We start from the raw sequence: 18,831 nt of genomic DNA on the forward strand, positions 1-18,831 counted from the left end.
TTGAAAAGATGGCTTGGTATCAGGAAAGTTTTGGGAATGATTATTTGCTGGTCTATAAACATAGAGACATGCAAGGCGCATACCATGAAGTGAAAAAAATGATGAATTGGTTGGAATTGAAGCAAGGCGCACGGCTTTTGGATCTCTGTTGCGGGATGGGGCGGCATTCGATGGCGCTTTCGGGATGTGGTTTTACAGTGACGGGTGTGGATTTGTCGGAAGTGCTCCTCCAGGAAGCGGTCAAGCTAGGTGGAGATGGGCATGTGACATGGATTCACGGTGACATGCGGGATGTGCCGCTAAACGAGACGTTTGATGCAGTTGTGAATTTGTTTACGTCTTTTGGCTATTTTGATGAGGATGAGCAGAATGAAAAGGTCCTTCATGAAATGCATCGGCTACTAAAAAAGGATGGTCGCTTCATCATCGATTTTTTGAATCCAGTTTATGTGAAGGCGAATTTGGTTGCACAGTCGGAACGTAAAGAAGAAGATCTGACCATTCGCGAGACTAGAGCAATCGAAGATGGCTTTGTACGCAAACGGATCGTGATTTCTCAAGATGGTGAGCCGGATCGGCATTATTTGGAGCAGGTGAAGTTGTATGAAAGACCGGTATTTGAAGCCATGTTGCAAAAAGCTGGTTTACATATCGATCATGTCTACGGGGGCTATGAAGGGCAGGATTATGCACCGGAAGCTTCGAGTCGGATGATTTTTGTTGGGCATAAGGAAGGATGACAACTCGGATATGAACGTCGTGACTGTACATACAGATGAAATTACACAAGTAAAGGTGCCGCTGCCGTTTCCTTTGCGATGGGTGAATGCTTACTTGATCCGCGGCAGCAACGGATACACCGTTATAGATCCGGGGTTGCATACGCCGGAAGCTGAGGCGCTCTGGCTGCAAGTGCTGCAGGAGCAAGGGATTGGTTTTGAGCACGTGGAACAAATCGTGCTCACTCACCATCATCCCGACCACTACGGGATGGCCGGTTGGTTCCAGGAGCGCACAGGCGCTCCGGTTCTCCTCTCGGAGACCGGATACGCGCAGGTGCAGCTCCTGTGGGGCCCCGAGCAGCCGATGTCTCCGCTGCTCCTAGAGCTTTTCGCCCGGCACGGCTTCCCCGAAGCCGGGCTGGACGAGATGACGAAGCACATGGTGAGCTTCGTCGAATTGGTTTCCCCGCAGCCGCAGGTTACCCTGCTGCGTGAAGGGCCTGTGCGCCTCGGCGACCGCGTCTATGAAGCCATCGAGACCCCCGGCCATGCCGCGGGTCATCTGGTCTTCTACGACGCTGAGGCGCAGGTGATGTTTTGCGGCGACCACGTCCTGCCGCAAATATCGCCGAACGTTTCCTTCCTCCCGCAGGTGGAAGAAAACCCGCTCGGCGCCTACCTAAGCAGCCTGCAGGAAATCAGCAGGCTGCCGGTTGTGATGGCTTACCCGGGGCACCGGGAGCCATGGCCGCTGTTCACAGCTCGCGCAGAGGAGCTCGTGCGCCATCACCATGAGCGGCTCGCGCTCATGGAAGGGCAGTTAAGCGCGCCGCTGAGCGCTTATGAGGTGTGCCGGGCGACGTTCGGCGACCGGCTGAGCATTCACCAGATGCGATTCGCGCTGTCGGAGACGATCGCACACTTGATTCTGCTGGAAGCCGAAGGCCGCATCCAGCAAGTGGATCCTTTAGCAGATCGCGTATACTACATCGCGACGAAATAAAACAAAAGCTCTAACCATGACACAACCATGGTTAGAGCTTTTTTGCGCATAAGGCTCCTAGCGCAATTACTTCAACGGCTTACTGTACGTCGGTGTATGATTATGTGCCAACCGACCACAAGCCGCCGCTACAATGCCGCATACCATATCATCGATAAAGGTATTGCATTTGCCATCCGTGTGATCACTGTCGAGCTGCTCGATAATGCCCAGTTTGGCTTTATCCAGAAAGCCAAAATTCGTCAATGCAATGGTCCCGTACATAAGAGGGACAGCAGTTGCGATACTTTCATCCACACCGAAAAGTCCTTCATCCATGCCCACGATATGATTGTATTGCGCATTGAATTCTTTGGCCTCGACAGCGGTGTCGATCTTGATCGCGAGCTGAAGCGCGTGAAAAGTTTGCTGTTTGCGAAGAACGGCGAGAATGTGCTCTTCACAGAGACTGCGAGGCATATCGGGATTGTAAGGACGCTGCAACTGATCAAGAATCTCAACCATATCTTCCAGTTGTACGCCTCGTGACTCCAGCAATTGGAGATTACGTTTGGTGTAATCCACTTTCACGCTATCCGAAATAATGACACTTGCGGTGGATGCGACAATCGCACATATTCCTTTGGAGATGAAGGATTTAGGTCTTTTGGTTGGGAAAAAGAAGCGGAATTTACAGTCGATGAAGCCAAAGAGGGATATCGCGCCGCTTCCATATAAACCGCAAATCGACATGGCGATAGTGCGGTGAACGTTATACGCAGGATCTTTCATACTAGCTAGCAATTCTGCATCATGCTTGACCTTTTTCTGAAGCTCCATCAGGGTGGACATGACATTGAAAGTTTCCGTTTTACTCAAAACACCTAATAGGGTAGTTGTAATCAATTCAGTTGGGATTTTCTTAATGCCTTTTATTTCAACGAGCAATCTTGCAACAGCTTCCTCGATAACAGCTTGTGGGTAGTGGCTGAAAACCTCTTCTCGAAATTCATTGAAAATGAGGGTCTTTTCCTTCAAAAATGTTCTCATGACAAGTACCTCCTTGTTCAAATATCAGAACGTATGTCGCACTTGGTAAATAGTCGAATTATTTCTGCATAAACGCACGCGTCCTCAGAGGACGGAATCGCCGTTTATTGGGGGTTCACACGCTGGTATTCAGTATATCATATGAGTTCGAATTGGCGAAGAACTGGTATCGGAAGTCTGAATTACTGTTTTTTTGAGTTTTTAAAAAAGGTGGACAAAAAGTAGTTATAAATCGGACAAAGCCTCGTATACATAATAATACGAAAAAGCTTCGTACAGGCCATGCGAATAGCAAAACTCGAAGGAGGAAATAAGCAAATGAAACATCAACATTGGATTCGTTCAGCCGCTTTAGCGGGGGTGATTGTTCTACTGACCACGGGATGTTCGATTTTGGGCACCGGAAAGAAGAGTGACATCGATGCACCTCCGGGAACGGGGGCAGAGGTCGACGTGAAGACGACTTCAGCTGCGGTTACAGTCGACATGTCCGAAGATGTTACTTCTCAGATGACCGTATATGTAAAAGATGGCAAAGGTTTTGTCACCCCGTTGAGCCTAGCCTTACCGAAGACAGTCTCCGTTGCTAAGACAACGTTAGAGTACATGGTGGACGGAGGCCCAGAAACAAGTCAGTTGCCTTCAGGGTTCCAAGCTCTCCTGCCTAAGGGGACTAAGGTTATTAGTCTCAATGTAAAAGCAGATAAAAGCGCTACGGTTGATTTCTCCAAGGAGTTTCTGAACTACGATGTGAAGGACGAGCGCAAGCTCCTTGAAGCCATTACGTGGAACTTAACGAACTTCCCTACGATCGATAAGGTTCAGTTGCGTGTAGATGGCAAGGATTTGAAAGAAATGCCGAAAGGCAAGACACCGCTGGATGTGCCATTAGCTCGCACCATGGGGATCAATTTGGAGAAAGCGGAGGATACTGAATTTGGTCAAGCCACACCGGTAACCCTCTATTTCTTAAATCAAAATGATCAAAATTACAAATATTATGTCCCTGTGACACGTCTAATTAAGAGAACGGATGATGTTGCTAAGGCTGTTGTGGAGCAGTTAATTAAAGGACCGGATCAGAAGAAGGGACTTGCTGCTGTACTCAACGCAACAACGGAGCTGAAAAGTATTAAGCCTGGTGAAGGTCTGATCACTGTTGACTTCTCTAACAAGCTATTAGGTACAGATCAGAAGGCTACTGCTGATGCGCTGCAATCTGTCATCTTATCCTTAACGGAGAATACAACATTTAAACAAGTGCAAATTAAAGTGGATGGTGCTGTGAAAATAACATCGACAGATAATCAAAACTACAGCAAACCTGTTCTGAGACCCACACATATTAATCCAGCGAAGCTCTAAAAACATAGGTTAGCTACGAACTACTAGGTAACGCCACTTTTTTCGAAAAAGGGGAGTGATCTAGTAGTTTTTTGGTTATTTGTCCAATCACTGACCCTAGGGTGCTTTTCCTTGGTGAGTTTGTTACAATGGGGCGTAAGGATTAGAGCTTTAGAGTGAGCTACAGGAGGAGAAAGACATTTATGAGAATTGGTGGAAGAACGGATCAAGAACTGCGACCTATGCAAATAACCCCTCATTATATAAAGCACGCAGAAGGCTCAGTCCTCATTGAGGTTGGGGATACGAAAGTCATTTGTACAGCTACAATTGAAGAGCGTGTACCTCCTTTTATGAAAGGGCAAGGAAAAGGTTGGGTCACGGCAGAGTATTCTATGCTCCCGCGAGCCACACAAGTTCGCAATCAGCGTGAAGCGGCAAAAGGTAAATTAGGTGGACGCACGATGGAGATTCAACGTCTTATCGGTCGAGCACTGCGTTCGGTTGTCAACTTGGAAGCGCTAGGCGAGAGATCGATTACGCTGGATTGCGATGTGATTCAAGCAGATGGCGGCACGCGCACAGCGTCAATCACGGGTGCATTCGTGGCGATGGCTTTTGCTATTAATAAGCTTGCTAATGACAAAAACTTAGCCAAGTTTCCGATCAATGACTTCCTTGCTGCAGTCAGCGTTGGTGTCATTGGCGATACGCCGAAGCTGGATCTGAATTATGAAGAGGATTCCAAAGCGAAGGTTGATATGAATGTGGTGATGACAGGCCAAGGTCAATTTGTTGAAGTCCAAGGAACAGGTGAGGACGCTCCTTTCTCCCGTAAAGAATTGGATGAATTATTGGCATTGGCAGAAGCCGGAATTAACACCATGATTGAAGTTCAATCCGGTGTGCTAGGACCGATTGCAGAACGTATTCGAGGTGCCCAGCATGCGGCTACAAAGTAATTTTGTCGTCATTGCAACGCGTAACGAAGGCAAGGTAAAGGAGTTTGCTGAGCTTTTTGGAGCTAAAGGTTATAAGGTTCGCAGTCTAGCGGATTACACGGATTTACCGGAAATCGTGGAGAGTGGGAAAACCTTCGCTGAGAATGCTCGAATCAAAGCGCAGATCATCTCTGCGCACCTTCATGTACCTGTATTAGCGGACGATTCTGGTCTATGCGTGACAGCTTTAGGCGGAGACCCTGGTGTGTATTCGGCTCGCTACGCGGGAGAAAACGCAACAGATGCTGATAATAACGCGAGGCTTCTCCAAGCTTTGCGTGAGCTGGACAAAAGAATCGAGCTCCCTGCAGGAGAGGAACATCCTCCATTACTAAGCGAGGCTTCCTTTGTTTGTGCGCTCACACTGATTGATCCTGTGGCGAATGAAGTGATTGAAGCTGAGGATGTCTGCCAAGGTTACATTCTTCATGAGGAGCGCGGCGCGAGTGGTTTTGGCTACGATCCTTTGTTCTATATCCCGTCACTGGGGAGAACGATGGCCGAGCTAACTATGGAAGAGAAGAATGAGCTGAGTCACCGTGCCAAAGCTTTGCGGATGTTTCTTGATCAGCTGCCTGATCAAACGAGTTGAATATAAAGAAAGACCTGCAACCACATGAAAGCGTGGAAGCAGGTCTTTTTATTTTTACTTTTTAGTTCCATTAGCCATACGATTAACGAATCGATATTTTATAAGTCCGAAGCCAAGTATCTACTTGCGCTAAGTAAGCGAATAGCTGAGGACCCGTCATTAACTGACCGAACCATGGAAGATCGAAATCATTAGAGTCTGAGCTTGCGAGTGCGCGGATCTTTTTGACGTCGATGAAGGGCAAGAGTGGGGATGAAGGATCATCTAGAATTTCCAATACCCATTTTCGGACGGCTGTTAAATAATTCGGGTTGTGTGTTTTCGGGTAGGGACTCTTTTTCCGTGTGAGGACATCTTCGGGCAGTACGCCACGTAAGGCTTGACGCAAAATGCCTTTTTCTCGATCCCCAGAAGTTTTGATTTCCCAAGGAATGTTCCACACATACTCGACTAGGCGGTGATCACAGAACGGAACGCGCACTTCGAGCCCGACGGCCATACTCATGCGGTCTTTGCGATCGAGCAACGTAGGCATGAACCGCGTTATGTTCAAATAAGACATTTCCCGCATCCGGTTCTGCTGCTGAGTTTCCCCAGCTAGGCGAGGGACCTCGCTTAAAGCTTGTTGGTACCGATTGCTGACATACTCGACGGGCTTAATCCAATCTACAAAGTCCTGTGCCAGCAGATCAACCCGATTTGCCAACTTGAGAGACCAAGGGAACGTGTTCGCTTCAAGTGCTTCAGTATTGTGAAACCAAGGATATCCACCGAATATTTCGTCAGCGGCTTCTCCAGAGATGGCAACGGTAGCTTCTTTTTTAATTTCTCGGCAAAATAAATACAAGGATCCATCGACGTCGGCCATCCCAGGTGTATCGCGAGCGAGTACCGCTGTCTTCAGGGATTCCACAAGCTCTGGCGTATCAAATTCGATGTAATGATGCTGGGTGCCTAGGTGGTCGGTCATCCTTTTGATCCAAGGTGCATCAGAGTTTGGTTGGAATAGATTTGCTTTGAAATGCTTATCGTTATCTTTGTAATCCACGGAGAAGGTGTGGAGGGATCCTTTCCCGCTTTCTTTGTAATGTGTCGCAGCGAGTGCGGTGAGCGCGCTAGAATCAAGTCCGCCGGAAAGAAGCGTACAGATCGGAACATCCGATACGAGTTGACGTTCGGAAGTATCGCTTAACAATTGCCCAACCTTGGCGGCTGTTCCCGCGATATCGTCGGGGTGCTGGTGACTTTCGAGCTTCCAGTACGTGCGAATGGATAATCCATTTCGATCAAAAATAGCAAATTGACCTGGCTTCAGCTCTGACATGTTGCGATAAATCCCATGTCCTGGCGTTCTGGCCGGTCCGACTGCGAATATTTCAGCAAAGCCTTCCGCGCCGACTTCCGCTTTGAAATCAGGGTGGGCTAGAATCGCTTTGGGTTCAGAACCGAACAATAACACACTGTCCTGATGGGAATAAAAGAGAGGCTTAACGCCGAGTCTATCCCGTACTAGGGTCAGTGATTGCTCTTGGTCATTCCAAGCCGCAAAAGCAAAGATGCCATTCAGACGGTCAATACATGCTTTTCCCCACTCAATAAAGGCAACCAGAAGGACTTCAGTATCACAGTTTGTGCGAAAGTGATGGCCGCGGAGTTCAAGCTCCTTTTTTAACTCAGGGGCATTATAGAGTTCGCCGTTATATACGATGGTATACGTATAGTCGCCTTGTTTGCGTACCATAGGCTGAGCGCCGTTCTCAGGATCCATGACACTAAGACGTCGATGTCCAAGGGCACAGTGCTGTGAAATCCAGGTACCTGTTGCATCAGGTCCACGCAGGTGGAGCGTTTCCGTCATATTTTCTAGAATGGACGGGTACCCGGTCAAGTCTTTCCGCCAATCTATCCAACCCGTTATTCCGCACATAGACGTTCCTTCCTTTCTTTTTAAAGAGAGCATAATGATAAAGGGTATGCAAATGGAAGGTATTAAATGTCTGTCCAGAAAACCGGGGGAGCAAGCCGGGACGTGGTTTTTGTATAGATTGGGTGTTTAAATTTCGAGCCGCCGTGACATTCTAAAGGGGTAATGCCATTCTTTCTTCAGGAGGCGAGTGCTCATGGATAGTCATTTCATTAGCAAGCTGCACGAGAAGCAGAGGAAAGCCGAGAAGAATAAAAGGACACAAGGTGACGGTCAGACAGGCAAGAATTTGCCTCATAAGATGCACTAACGTCGTTTGGCATGAGCAAGAGCCTGCAGGGAGAGATCTCTGCAGGCTCTTTGTATCTGATTTGTTGTATCTGGTATTTCTTCTTGTATTCCCTATAAATTAGAAGGCATAATCGTAAATGAATTCTTCCATACTATTGAGGCTTTCATTCTATGAATTGAAGGAGTTGCTTAGCATGGGTAAAAAGAAAAGTATGTCACAGAAAATACAAAGCACAATCGACAACTCGAAGCAATCCTCACGGATTCAATCGAATTTGGACTCGACAGAACCAGGACACCATCAACCTAATCGACCATCGGTTTAATCAGTTACTTCATACGCCCTTGCTGCTAACCGCAGCGAGGGTGTTTTTCATTCATGTAGGCGGTTATTGGCTAAGCTGGGGTTGGGTTATGTATATCATTTATATAGAGGATGCCAAGTGTTCCGTAGTCGAAGCAATATGGTCATATGCTTTCTTTAATTGTTCAATCGAATTGGAGTTGACGGAAATTTGCTTTGTAGTATCCTCAATACTTTGAATCATCGATGATACCGATGTCGATATATTAATTAACTGATCGGATATTTCTTCGGCAGATTGTTTGCTAGAACTAGCCATTTTCCTAATTTCATTGGCAACCACCTCAAACCCTCGTCCAAGCTCGCCTGCACGAGCAGCTTCAAGTGCGGCATTCAGGCCCAATAGATGGGACTGAGAAGCGATTTCTTTGACAATCGTGGTTACAGACTGGATAGTCTTCACTTGCTTCTCAACTGTAGAAGACTCTCTGCTCATCTCTGACATATGCGTAACGATCACTTTGGAAGCTTCTAATACTTCCTCTGTGCTGGCGGTAATCTTCTCTACCATAGCTTTCAAATCGGCAGTACTCTGTTGTAGGACGGTTTCACGACTCGTAACATCAGTGGCGATCTTAATGATCGCATTCACGCGGCCTTCGTTATAGACCGGCATGTAAGTTGCTTCTAATGTAAGTTTTCGTCCACCATTTGCAATCCGGATAATTTTATCTTGAAAGGCCTTACCACTACGTAGGTCTTTCCAGAGATTATCATAGGCTGAACTGGAAGCAAATTCAGGCAAACAAAACTTGCTATGATGGAAGCCGATAATTTCTTCCACCGTATATCCCATAGCAGAAGTGAAGAGCGAATTTGCCCATGTTACATATCCGCTCGTGTCAAACGTAATCATAGCTAGATGGCTTTGTATAGAAGATAAAATTTCTAATTGGTGTTTCGTTGTGTCTTGCATTCGTTTCACTCCTCTAAGTATAGTAACTTAGCTAATTCTGAGTTGTTAACATGTACTAATAATATTTTACCCTAAAAAAGGAGAGGATTCGACAAAATTTGCGGCGGAATTACAACATATTCTAATCAGCCGATGTTAGGGATTCTAAAGTCTATAACAAAAAGGCCGCGCAATTGCGCGGCCTTTTTGTTTAAAATTGACGTCCCAGGAGGGATTCGAACCCCCGACCGCACGCTTAGAAGGCGTGTGCTCTATCCAGCTGAGCTACTGAGACCTATGACACTTCTTACCGCCTGGACATGATCCGTTTGGCGAAGCAAGAGTTAATATATCACAACGTATAATGCGAGTCAACTTCATTTTTAAATATTTTTGCAATCATTTGGATGATAGAGTAAACTGGCACAAGCGAGACCACGAACAGAGGTGATCCTAATGTCAGACCCATCTTTAGAGAATGTTATCCTTTTTCCTAAAACAGAGCAGTTCTATGAGGACGAGTTAACCAAGTTGTTAAGGTCCGAGCAATATAAAGAAGCACTTGATATGCTTACTTTTCTTCTGCAGTTTCCCAATGTTGATGCGAATAAGTCTGACCAATGGGAAGCCCTGCGGCACTGGCTGCTCACTATGTTTCCGGAAACGATGTTTTCAACATCAGAGACAGAGGATGAAGTTTCGGAGGCAGAATCCGACTTATTGCGGCAATATATCCACGACAAAGCAGCATCAGATGATGGCGCTTTTGTGAACAAGCTTCAAACTATGCTTCAAGAAGGAACGCTAGAGGAGCAAGTCAGTGCCTTGGAGCAGCTTGCTTTTATCGAGCAACCTGAAGTGAGTCATTTCGTAAGAAACTGGCTTTGCGAGAGACCGCGGCACCCGCACTTACAATTCAAGGCTCTTCAGACGCTTAAACAAATGGGGGAGCATGGGCTTATTGAGTTCCCCAAGAATGGTAAAACGGTTCTCGTGGAAATTGATGAAACACCGCTAACCGCGGAAGATTTTCCATTACGAATTCGTGATATGATTCGCAGAGTCGGGGACATTAGTGAAATAAGCCAACCTGACTTTGTTTACTTCGCAACGCAGACTTGGCAGGAGTTTCTTGCCTATGCATATGGCACCTCGATTTATACGGAGCTGCTAAGGGCAGAAGAAAGTGCGGTAGACGTATGGGCCTCAGCTCTGCATGCAATTTTGCAAGACAAATTGTTCGGTACCGTTGATCGAGAAGAGTTGTTAGAAACTTATGGCATCGTGGATGCAATGACCTTGCAATGGAAGCGGGCACACAATGTGTTAACGGCGTTTGTTAAGCAATTTAGCCCTGATCCTAGTTAAGAACAAAGCTTGCTTGAAATGAAAATGTTATATGGTATAATAGAATGGTTATAATGAGCTTAACGTGAAAAATATATGTCATGGTACATTTTTGGAGGGGAAGGCATAAAATGAAAGCAAGTTGGGAAAAAATAGAGAAGAACGTTGGCGTTCTTGAAGTTGAAGTTGGGGCAGAACGTGTAGCAGATGCTTTGGATAAAGCATTTAAAAAGGTAGCAGCGAAAGTGAATGTTCCAGGATTCCGTAAAGGGAAAGTGCCTCGTTCGATCTTTGAAGCTAAATTTGGCGTTGAGAGCTTGTACCAAGATGCTATCGATATCATCTTACCAGAAGTTTACGTTGAAGCGATTGAAGAGGTTAAAATCGAGCCTGTTGATCGCCCTGAAGTAGACGTTGAGCAATTTGGTAAAGGTCAAGTTATGAAATTCAAAGCTAAAGTAACAGTTAAGCCTGAAGTAACGCTTGGCGATTACAAAGGTATTGAAGTAGACGCGGTTGACGCTACTGTTTCTGAGCAAGAATTGAATGATGAGCTTACACGTTTGCAACAACGTCATGCTGAACTGGTTGTTCTTGAAGAAGGACAAGCTGCTAACGGCGATGTTGTTATCATCGATTTCGAAGGATTTGTTGATGAAGTAGCATTCGAAGGCGGCACAGCGGAGAAGTATTCCCTTGAGCTTGGATCGAACTCCTTCATCCCAGGTTTCGAAGAGCAACTCGTAGGTCTTGGTAAAGGCGAAGAGAAAGACGTTAACGTTAGCTTCCCTGAAAACTACCATTCCGAAGATTTGAAAGGCAAAGCAGCTGTGTTTAAAGTGAAACTTCACGATATCAAACGCAAAAACCTGCCTGAGCTTGACGATGAGTTCGCAAAAGACGTAAGTGAATTCGATACGCTTGTTGAGTACAAAGAAGAGCTTCAAAAACGTATGCAAGAGCGTAAAGAAAAAGATTCCGAAGCTGCAATTGAAACTGCAGTTGTTGAAAAAGCTGCTGCTAACGCAGAAGTTGAAATTCCAGGTTCGATGGTTGAAGCTGAACTTGACATCATGGTGAAAGAATTCGAAAGACGTCTTCGCTCCCAAGGCATGACGCTTGAGATCTACTACCAATTCTCCGGTCAAAACGAGAGCGCATTGAAAGAACAAATGAAAGAAGATGCTGAGAAGCGTGTTCGTAACAACCTTGTTCTTGAAGCTATCGCAGCTGCAGAAAAAATCACAGTTTCCACAGAAGAAGTTGATGCGGAACTTGAGAAGTATGCACCGTCTTACCAAAAATCAACAGCTGAACTTCGTGAGCTGTTTGCTTCCAACGGATCTCTTGAAGGTCTTAGCAATGATCTAGTTATCAGAAAAACGGTTGATTTCTTGCTTCAAAATAGCAAGCATGTTTCCGCAGCCGTGTAAATAAGGTAAGTAAAGGCACGTACGCAAGCAACGTGCCTTTCTTTTACCCTAATTTACGTCTAAATGCTTTAGTACATACGTATTACCGCTTACATAGCTGATTTCAGAAAAATGACATTGTTGTTCAATCGTGTTAAACTGTAAATGAATCTCAGTACACTCAATTGAGAGAACATGGCGCTTGCCGCAAAAGGAGTTGGTACAATGAGTCTTATTCCTATGGTTGTAGAACAAGAGGCTCGTGGGGAGCGTTCCTACGATATCTACTCGCGTTTACTTAAGGACCGCATAATCTTCATCGGGACCGCTATTGATGACGATGTGGCTAATTTGGTCATTGCCCAGCTGCTCTTTTTATCCGCCCAGGACCCTGAAAAAGATATTCACCTATATATCAACTCACCTGGTGGGTCTGTTACGGCTGGAATGGGTATCTTCGATACCATGCAGTTTATTAAACCGGATGTATCTACGATTTGTGTAGGTATGGCCGCAAGTATGGGTTCTTTGCTTTTGACTGCAGGAGCCAAAGGTAAGCGATACGCGCTGCCGAATGCAGAAGTAATGATTCACCAACCGCTCGGCGGTGTTAGAGGTCAAGCAACCGATATCAAAATCCATGCGGATTGGATTATCAAGACCAAGCATAAACTCAACCAGATTTACGTGGACCGAACGGGACAGCCGCTTGAAAAGATCGAAAGAGACACCGACCGAGATAACTTTATGAGCGCTGATGAGGCGAAGGCATACGGGTTAATCGACGAGGTTATCACTCGAAACGACTTGAAATAAAGGAGTGATCCCATGTTTAAATTTAACGATGAAAAAGGCCAACTCAAATGTTCCTTTTGTGGAAAATCCCAGGACCAAGTTCGAAAACTTGTTGCCGGACCGGGAGTTTACATTTGTGATGAATGTATAGAGCTTTGCACGGAGATTGTGGAAGAAGAATTAGGGCATGAAGAAGAGCTAGATCTGAAGGATGTTCCGAAACCAAAGGAAATTCGCAATATTTTGGACCAATATGTCATTGGTCAAGAACAAGCGAAGAAATCATTGGCTGTTGCTGTGTATAACCACTACAAACGGATCAATTCCCAGAACAAGCTTGAAGATGTTGAACTACAAAAAAGTAATATCGTCCTTCTAGGACCAACAGGTAGTGGTAAAACACTTCTTGCGCAAACTCTTGCGAAAATTTTGAATGTGCCATTTGCGATTGCCGATGCAACTTCTTTAACAGAAGCTGGTTATGTAGGTGAAGATGTTGAGAACATCTTGCTCAAACTGATCCAAGCCGCTGATTATGATGTTGAAAAAGCAGAGCGCGGCATCATCTATATTGATGAGATTGATAAAGTTGCACGTAAATCCGAGAACCCATCCATTACACGTGATGTTTCCGGTGAAGGTGTACAACAAGCTCTTCTCAAAATTCTTGAAGGCACAGTAGCTTCCGTACCTCCACAAGGTGGTCGTAAGCATCCGCATCAAGAATTCATTCAAATCGACACGACGAATATCCTATTTATTTGTGGTGGAGCATTTGACGGATTAGAGCAAATTATCAAACGCAGAATCGGTAAAAAAGTCATTGGCTTTAGCACAGATGGCGCGAAAGTTGATTTGAAACCAGGTGAATACCTATCCATGGTTCTTCCGGAAGATCTTTTGAGATTCGGATTAATCCCGGAATTCGTAGGTCGTTTACCGGTCATTTCGACGCTAGAGCCGCTTGATGAAGCAGCGCTTGTGCGTATTCTTTCCGAGCCTAAGAATGCGCTCGTGAAGCAATACCAGAAGATGCTCGAGATGGATAACGTTTCGCTTGAATTTGATGCAGAAGCACTTGATGCGATTGCCAAAGAAGCGATTAAACGGAATACCGGTGCTCGTGGCTTGAGAGCCATCATTGAGAGCATTATGCTTGATGTGATGTTTGAAGTTCCTTCAAGAACGGATGTTTCTACTTGCGTCGTTTCCAAAGAAACGGTACAAAACAAGATCACGCCTGTTCTGACGACCAAAGAAGGCGCACAGCCATCTGGTAAGAAGAAGGAAGAAAGTGCATAACCGATTAATTCATAAATGAACACACAGCCTCCAATCCAATTTCCATTTCTGGGAATTGGAGCGGAGGACTTTTGGTGTCATGGGGAGAGAAACCAAAATGTTCCATAGAAGAGATACCAGAGCCGTTCGGGTAGGTGATTTAACGATCGGTGGCAGTAACGAAGTGATTATGCAAAGCATGTGCACAACGAAAACAGCTGACGTCAAAGCGACTGTAGCAGAAATTCTTCGTTTAGAAGAAGCAGGCTGCCAACTTGTACGCGTGACGGTGAACAATAAAGAAGCCGCTGAAGCGATCAAGGAAATTAAGAAGCAAATTCATATTCCGTTAGTCTCTGACATCCATTTCGATCACCGTTTAGCGCTTGCTGCGATTGAGAATGGGATCGATAAAGTCCGTATTAATCCGGGCAATATTGGTCGCCGTGAGAAAGTCGAAGCGGTTGTTAAAGCTTGTAAAGAACGTGGTATTCCGATTCGTATTGGCGTTAACGCAGGATCCCTTGAGAATCATCTTCTTGAAAAGTATGGATATCCAACGCCTGAAGCTATGGTCGAGAGCGCTTTGTTCCATATTAATATTTTGGAAGAACTCGATTTCCATGATATCATCGTATCCTTGAAAGCGTCTGATGTACCAATGGCTATTGCGGCATATTCGCAAGCTGCGAAGGCATTTAACTATCCACTTCATTTAGGGATCACAGAGGCTGGGACGCTCTTTACAGGGGCTGTGAAAAGCGCTGCTGGGATTGGGACTTTGCTTAATATGGGGATTGGTAATACGCTTCGTATTTCTTTGAGTGCTGACCCCGTCGAAGAGATCAAGGTTGCAAGAGAACTGCTCAAGACATTTGGTTTGATTACGAACGCCGCGACATTAGTTTCCTGTCCGACTTGCGGTCGCTTAGATATCGATTTGTTCTCTATTGCTAATGAAGTTGAGGACTACATTGCCAAAATCAAAGTACCTATTAAGGTATCTGTGCTAGGTTGTGCCGTAAATGGCCCTGGTGAGGCAAGAGAAGCCGATATTGGCATTGCAGGGGCACGTGGCGAAGGGATGCTATTCCGTTACGGAGAAATGATCCGGAAGGTGCCTGAAGCTGAATTACTTAGTGAGTTGAAAAAGGAAATTGATATCATTGTGGCTTCTTATGAACAGACTGGGGTTATTCCTGGACGCAAGCAGCACTAAGTAAATAGGATTTGAACAAACCGTTAGAGAACTCTTGTGAGAGTCTTTAACGGTTTTTTTGTATGCCCATGATCGCATATCTTACGCATATTTGATAAGCAAGAGAAGCATAATGAGTAAAACTGGAAAGCATACTCTATTGACAGTAAGTCTTTCCAAAGCACTAGGAGGAGAAAAGGATGAAGAAGTATCCAACATTTGCATTATGTCGACAGGTGGCTCTTACTCTTATTGCGGGAGCTATTCTGACGGTTAATCCAGGATTTGCAAAGGCCGATCCTATTTTGAACCCCCAGCAGCCTACGGCAGCAGTGACGAAGAAGGTCGCTATCGTCATTGACGATTTTGGCAACAACATGGAAGGGACAGCGGAGATGCTGAAGCTGCCCATTCCATTTACAGTGGCTGTTATGCCTTTCTTGCCCTCAACGAAGCAAGATGCGCAGTTAGCCCATGACAGAGGACTTGAGGTCATCCTACACCTGCCGATGGAGCCTGTGAGAGGGAAGAAGAGTTGGCTCGGTCCTGGTGCCATCACAACAGACTTGTCCAGTGAAGAAATCCACAAACGTATCGTAGCGGCGATTGATGACGTTCCATATGCCATAGGAATTAATAATCATATGGGGTCCAAAGCGACCGCTGATGAAAGAGTGATGAAAATTCTCATTGAGATTTGCAAAGAACGAAATCTCATCCTACTGGATAGTCGAACAACACCGAAGAGTTTGATTGGCAAGATAGCAGATTCACGCGGTGTGCCGCATGCAGACAATCAGCTTTTTTTCGACGACTTGTATACTTATAGTCATATTAACAAGCAAATGGTCAGACTGAAGAAACTCATCCATGAAAAAGACGAAGTGATTGCGATTGGTCATGTGGGGCCTCCAGGAAAGAAAACGGCTCATGTCATTCATGAGGCAATTCCGGCTATTCAAAAGGAAGCTACCTTTGTCCCCATTTCACAAATGGTCAAATAACTAGTTCGCATGCGTCATTGAAAAATATTGATCGACAGCCTGTGTAATCGCTTTGGCAAGTTTTGCTTGATGGTGATTGTCGTTCAATAGCTTGCGATCCGTCTTGTTTGATAAAAAGCCGAGCTCTACAATAACGGAAGGGCATTTTGTAAACTTGAGTACATAATACTTTTTGCCAAGTACAGGGAGCTCTTCCATCCCGTAAACGTTATTCAATGTACCTTGCAGTAAGCTTGCCAACAAGATACTGTCTGATTGATTTTGGTAAATCACAAGGGGACCGCGCGTGTTTGATTTTTTGGACCAATTGATGTGCAAGCTGAGCATGATTTTCGGTTTAATGGTATTGGCAAGACCAGAACGTTGTGCCAGGTCCTTTCTGTGTCTACCTCCGTATGACCATCTATTATCATCACTTAATGCGTAATCTTCGGTGCGATTTATGATAACACGATAACCTCTTTTAACTAGTGCTTTATACGTCTTTTTGGCGATAGCTAAGTTCATATCTTTTTCTTCGTATTTGCCAACCATGGTCCCGCTATCGATGCCGCCATGCCCTACGTCGAGAATAATGTCTGCGGTCGGAAGAAGAGGATCGTTACTAGCAGCCGCAGATATCTGCGAGTTAGGCGCACAAACAACTAACGCAAGTACGATAATCAACAGGTATTGCTTCAAATCCCGCCACATCCTTTTTGCAAGAATAACTACCCTTATCCTTCTTCCACAAGGAGGGTATCATACGTGATGCAAAAGTTTGCATAGATTGGATTAACCTTCTTTTACACGGGAATAATGGAAATTAGCAAAGGTAGATAGGCAAGGTATGTACGTAACTAATCGAAGATGACGTGTTTAAGGAGGTTCAACACATGAGTTTAAGTATCATTCTAATGGTCATTCAAGTGTTTTTTGCAGTTGTAATCGGGTTGTATTTCTGGAATTTGCTGCGAAATCAACAGACGAACAAGTCTGCAGTGGATAGAGAGTCTAGGAAAGAATTGGAAAAGCTACGCAAGTTGAGATCCATTTCGTTAACCAAACCTTTATCTGAGAAAACAAGACCTTCTTCTATGCAAGATATCGTTGGCCAAATTGAAGGGCTGAAAGCTCTGAAGGCAGCACTATGTGGTCCTAATCCTCAACATGTGCTTATTTATGGCCCTCCCGGAGTGGGGAAAACAGCTGCTGCACGCGTCATACTAGAGGAAGCGAAGAAGAATCAAGAGTCACCATTTCGGCCTGACTCTAAGTTTACTGAGATTGATGCGACGACGGCTCGTTTTGATGAGCGTGGTATCGCAGACCCGTTGATTGGTTCTGTTCATGATCCTATCTATCAAGGTGCAGGTGCGATGGGGGTTGCTGGGATTCCGCAGCCTAAGCCAGGTGCTGTAACGAAAGCGCATGGTGGGATTTTGTTCATCGACGAAATCGGTGAATTGCATCCGACGCAAATGAACAAATTATTAAAGGTGCTTGAGGACCGTAAAGTATTCTTGGAGAGTGCTTATTACAGCTCTGAGGATGCGAATATTCCTGGGTATATTCACGATATATTTCAGAATGGACTACCGGCAGATTTCCGTTTAGTTGGAGCGACAACGCGCACACCGAGCGAGATTCCTCCGGCCATTCGTTCGCGTTGTTTAGAAATATTTTTCCGTCCGTTACTACCTGATGAGGTGGGTGAAATTGCTCGGAAAGCTCTTGATAAAATTGGTTTTAAAAAATGTGAAGATGCCGTAAATGTAGTGACGAGATATGCAACGAACGGTCGTGAGGCTGTGAATGTCATTCAGCTAGCCGCGGGTATCGCTTTAACCGACAAGCGGGATGCGATTACCGCAGCCGACATTGAATGGGTGGTGAACTCCTCACAAATCCCACCGAGACCAGAGCGGAAGGTGCCAGCTCAACCACAAATCGGTTTCGTAAATGGCTTGGCTGTCTACGGTCCTAATTTGGGTACACTACTCGAGATTGAAGTTACGGCTATTCCGATTGCTGTTGCTGGTACAGGGAAATTTAATATTACGGGCGTTGTTGATGAAGAAGAGATGGGTGGAGGATCCAGAACGATTCGTCGTAAAAGCATGGCTCGCGGATCGGTTGAAAATGTATTAACCGTGCTTCGGAAATTAGGTTTTAATACGTCGGATTATGATCTGCATATTAATTTTCCTGGTGGTGTGCCGATCGACGGACCCTCCGCAGGTATTTCGATGGCTACGGCAATTGCCTCAGCTATACATAAAATACCTGTAGATAATAAACTAGCGATGACGGGTGAAATGAGTATCCATGGCAAAGTGAAGCCTGTTGGCGGTGTTGTTGCTAAAGTGGAGGCGGCTTTCCAAGCTGGAGCTACGCGTGTCATCATTCCGAAGGAAAATTGGCAAGCGCTGTTTGTTGATTTACCGGGTGTCGAGGTTGTCGCGGCCGAAACCATCGAGGAAGTACTTTCAGCTGCACTTGGCATTGAGCTTCACGATAATGTGATCCCACTACCTTTAACTATGGAGAGAACGATTCCGGCTACAACTTTACCCATTCTACATGCCAATTCACAGCATACAATTGACTCTTAAAGGGAGGCTTTCCGTTATCTAACATGACGCGTTAG

Annotated in this window: 18 protein-coding genes and 1 tRNA gene; 14 read left to right on the forward strand and 5 right to left on the reverse strand. The window is 45.5% G+C overall.

Features of this window, described 5'->3' with window-relative positions; all coding sequences use genetic code 11:
- The first annotated feature begins 8 nt into the window (after positions 1 to 8).
- Positions 9 to 740, forward strand: coding sequence for a class I SAM-dependent methyltransferase (locus AC58QM_RS15685; RefSeq protein ID WP_497285482.1), 732 nt, complete (start codon positions 9 to 11; stop codon positions 738 to 740).
- Between the two features lie 10 nt (positions 741 to 750).
- Positions 751 to 1,725: an MBL fold metallo-hydrolase gene (locus AC58QM_RS15690; protein ID WP_497285484.1), complete on the forward strand. Its 975-nt coding sequence runs from the start codon at positions 751 to 753 to the stop codon at positions 1,723 to 1,725.
- Between the two features lie 66 nt (positions 1,726 to 1,791).
- Here the strand turns inward: AC58QM_RS15690 and AC58QM_RS15695 are convergent, their stop codons facing one another.
- Complete coding sequence (locus AC58QM_RS15695; protein WP_497285485.1) at positions 1,792 to 2,754, reverse strand: phosphatidylglycerophosphatase A family protein; 963 nt, start codon at positions 2,752 to 2,754, stop codon at positions 1,792 to 1,794.
- Positions 2,755 to 3,072: 318 nt separating this feature from the next.
- Between AC58QM_RS15695 and AC58QM_RS15700 the strand changes: the two genes are divergently transcribed.
- From AC58QM_RS15700 to AC58QM_RS15710, 3 genes are all read left to right on the forward strand, one after another.
- Positions 3,073 to 4,119 carry a GerMN domain-containing protein gene (locus AC58QM_RS15700; protein WP_497285486.1) on the forward strand — a complete coding sequence of 349 codons (1,047 nt, stop codon included), beginning with the start codon at positions 3,073 to 3,075 and terminating at the stop codon, positions 4,117 to 4,119.
- A 182-nt stretch (positions 4,120 to 4,301) separates the two neighbouring features.
- Complete coding sequence (gene rph / locus AC58QM_RS15705) at positions 4,302 to 5,060, forward strand: ribonuclease PH (protein WP_310501448.1); 759 nt, start codon at positions 4,302 to 4,304, stop codon at positions 5,058 to 5,060.
- Positions 5,044 to 5,691, forward strand: a complete 648-nt coding sequence (locus AC58QM_RS15710; RefSeq protein WP_497285488.1) for an XTP/dITP diphosphatase — start codon at positions 5,044 to 5,046, stop codon at positions 5,689 to 5,691. Before rph ends, AC58QM_RS15710 begins: the two co-directional genes overlap by 17 nt.
- An 82-nt stretch (positions 5,692 to 5,773) precedes the next feature.
- Here AC58QM_RS15710 and asnB read toward each other — a convergent pair whose 3' ends face one another.
- Positions 5,774 to 7,618 carry an asparagine synthase (glutamine-hydrolyzing) gene (gene asnB / locus AC58QM_RS15715; RefSeq protein WP_497285490.1) on the reverse strand — a complete coding sequence of 615 codons (1,845 nt, stop codon included), beginning with the start codon at positions 7,616 to 7,618 and terminating at the stop codon, positions 5,774 to 5,776.
- Between the two features lie 193 nt (positions 7,619 to 7,811).
- Here asnB and AC58QM_RS15720 point away from each other — a divergent pair, with 193 nt between their 5' ends.
- Together AC58QM_RS15720 and AC58QM_RS15725 are read left to right on the forward strand one after the other, a co-directional pair.
- Entirely contained in the window at positions 7,812 to 7,925 is a 114-nt protein-coding gene (locus AC58QM_RS15720; protein WP_082593271.1) for a DUF4023 family protein, read from the forward strand.
- Positions 7,926 to 8,100: 175 nt separating this feature from the next.
- Positions 8,101 to 8,232, forward strand: coding sequence for a hypothetical protein (locus tag AC58QM_RS15725; protein ID WP_310501452.1), 132 nt, complete (start codon positions 8,101 to 8,103; stop codon positions 8,230 to 8,232).
- A 99-nt stretch (positions 8,233 to 8,331) separates the two neighbouring features.
- Here AC58QM_RS15725 and AC58QM_RS15730 read toward each other — a convergent pair whose 3' ends face one another.
- Positions 8,332 to 9,186, reverse strand: a complete 855-nt coding sequence (locus AC58QM_RS15730) for a methyl-accepting chemotaxis protein (RefSeq protein ID WP_497285492.1) — start codon at positions 9,184 to 9,186, stop codon at positions 8,332 to 8,334.
- 200 nt (positions 9,187 to 9,386) lie between these two features.
- Positions 9,387 to 9,460, reverse strand: a tRNA-Arg gene (locus AC58QM_RS15735).
- 161 nt (positions 9,461 to 9,621) lie between these two features.
- Here AC58QM_RS15735 and AC58QM_RS15740 point away from each other — a divergent pair.
- From AC58QM_RS15740 to AC58QM_RS15765, 6 genes are all read left to right on the forward strand, one after another.
- Complete coding sequence (locus AC58QM_RS15740) at positions 9,622 to 10,533, forward strand: hypothetical protein (RefSeq protein ID WP_497285494.1); 912 nt, start codon at positions 9,622 to 9,624, stop codon at positions 10,531 to 10,533.
- Positions 10,534 to 10,643: 110 nt separating this feature from the next.
- Complete coding sequence (tig, locus tag AC58QM_RS15745) at positions 10,644 to 11,945, forward strand: trigger factor (RefSeq protein WP_497285496.1); 1,302 nt, start codon at positions 10,644 to 10,646, stop codon at positions 11,943 to 11,945.
- 204 nt (positions 11,946 to 12,149) lie between these two features.
- Positions 12,150 to 12,740, forward strand: coding sequence for an ATP-dependent Clp endopeptidase proteolytic subunit ClpP (clpP, locus tag AC58QM_RS15750; protein ID WP_065851718.1), 591 nt, complete (start codon positions 12,150 to 12,152; stop codon positions 12,738 to 12,740).
- A 12-nt stretch (positions 12,741 to 12,752) separates the two neighbouring features.
- On the forward strand, positions 12,753 to 14,021 hold the full coding sequence (gene clpX / locus AC58QM_RS15755; protein WP_497285498.1) for an ATP-dependent protease ATP-binding subunit ClpX: 1,269 nt from the start codon (positions 12,753 to 12,755) through the stop codon (positions 14,019 to 14,021).
- A 97-nt stretch (positions 14,022 to 14,118) separates the two neighbouring features.
- Positions 14,119 to 15,219 (forward strand): flavodoxin-dependent (E)-4-hydroxy-3-methylbut-2-enyl-diphosphate synthase, encoded by a 1,101-nt coding sequence (ispG, locus tag AC58QM_RS15760; RefSeq protein ID WP_497269068.1) that lies wholly within the window; start codon positions 14,119 to 14,121, stop codon positions 15,217 to 15,219.
- A gap of 179 nt (positions 15,220 to 15,398) precedes the next feature.
- Entirely contained in the window at positions 15,399 to 16,202 is an 804-nt protein-coding gene (locus AC58QM_RS15765) for a divergent polysaccharide deacetylase family protein (protein ID WP_497285500.1), read from the forward strand.
- Here AC58QM_RS15765 and AC58QM_RS15770 read toward each other — a convergent pair whose 3' ends face one another.
- Positions 16,203 to 16,883 carry an N-acetylmuramoyl-L-alanine amidase family protein gene (locus AC58QM_RS15770; protein ID WP_497285502.1) on the reverse strand — a complete coding sequence of 227 codons (681 nt, stop codon included), beginning with the start codon at positions 16,881 to 16,883 and terminating at the stop codon, positions 16,203 to 16,205.
- 194 nt (positions 16,884 to 17,077) lie between these two features.
- On the opposite strand from AC58QM_RS15770, the gene lonB reads away from it, so the two are divergent.
- On the forward strand, positions 17,078 to 18,796 hold the full coding sequence (gene lonB, locus AC58QM_RS15775; protein ID WP_497285504.1) for an ATP-dependent protease LonB: 1,719 nt from the start codon (positions 17,078 to 17,080) through the stop codon (positions 18,794 to 18,796).
- Positions 18,797 to 18,831: the final 35 nt, after the last annotated feature.

The organism is Paenibacillus sp. J22P165 (genome assembly GCF_059692015.1).